The following is a 531-nucleotide window of genomic DNA, read 5'->3' as shown; positions in this document are numbered from 1 at the left end:
AGCTACGGCATTTACCGGAAAGCAGACAGAAACTATTGTCTCAGGATTGACCACCACTGTTAAGGAAACAAATCCGGCAGACTACGGAAGGACAACTTCTCAGACGATGGACGCTTTAGGAAATGTTATCGTATCTACAGATAAGGGAGGAACCGTAAAGTTCTCTTACAATGCAGCAGGGCAGCAGGTCCAGGCAGAATATGAGGATAATATGGTGGTCACAAACTATGATGAATGGGGAAATAAGATAGAGGTAGCAGATCCTTCTACTGGTACATACCTGTACGAATACAAAGGTTATATGGGCGCATTGTCCAAAATTATAAGCCCTAAAGGAGAGAAGAGATATATGTATAATACCCTGGGCCAGCTGATCAGCCAGGTGGAGAAATCAACTACAGGAAACGATACGGATAAAAACATCAATTTTGCTTATAACAATAAAGGAAGACTTATCTCAAAAAAAGGAACGTCCAATGGAAAAGTGTATACCTACACGATAAAGTATGATCCTCAGGGAAGGGTGATCTC

The 531-nt window shown here is 41.6% G+C and carries 1 protein-coding gene; it reads left to right on the top strand.

Going from position 1 to position 531, the window contains the following annotated elements; translation table 11 throughout:
* On the top strand, nt 1-531 hold a 531-nt coding region (locus DRF57_RS23850), incomplete at both ends, for a hypothetical protein (RefSeq protein ID WP_157969938.1).

It is taken from the genome of Chryseobacterium rhizosphaerae, assembly GCF_003385455.1.
GTDB classification, from domain to species: Bacteria; Bacteroidota; Bacteroidia; order Flavobacteriales; family Weeksellaceae; genus Chryseobacterium; species Chryseobacterium rhizosphaerae.
Note: the sequence above shows the minus strand (reverse complement) of the source record. Positions and strands in the feature narration are given on the sequence as shown.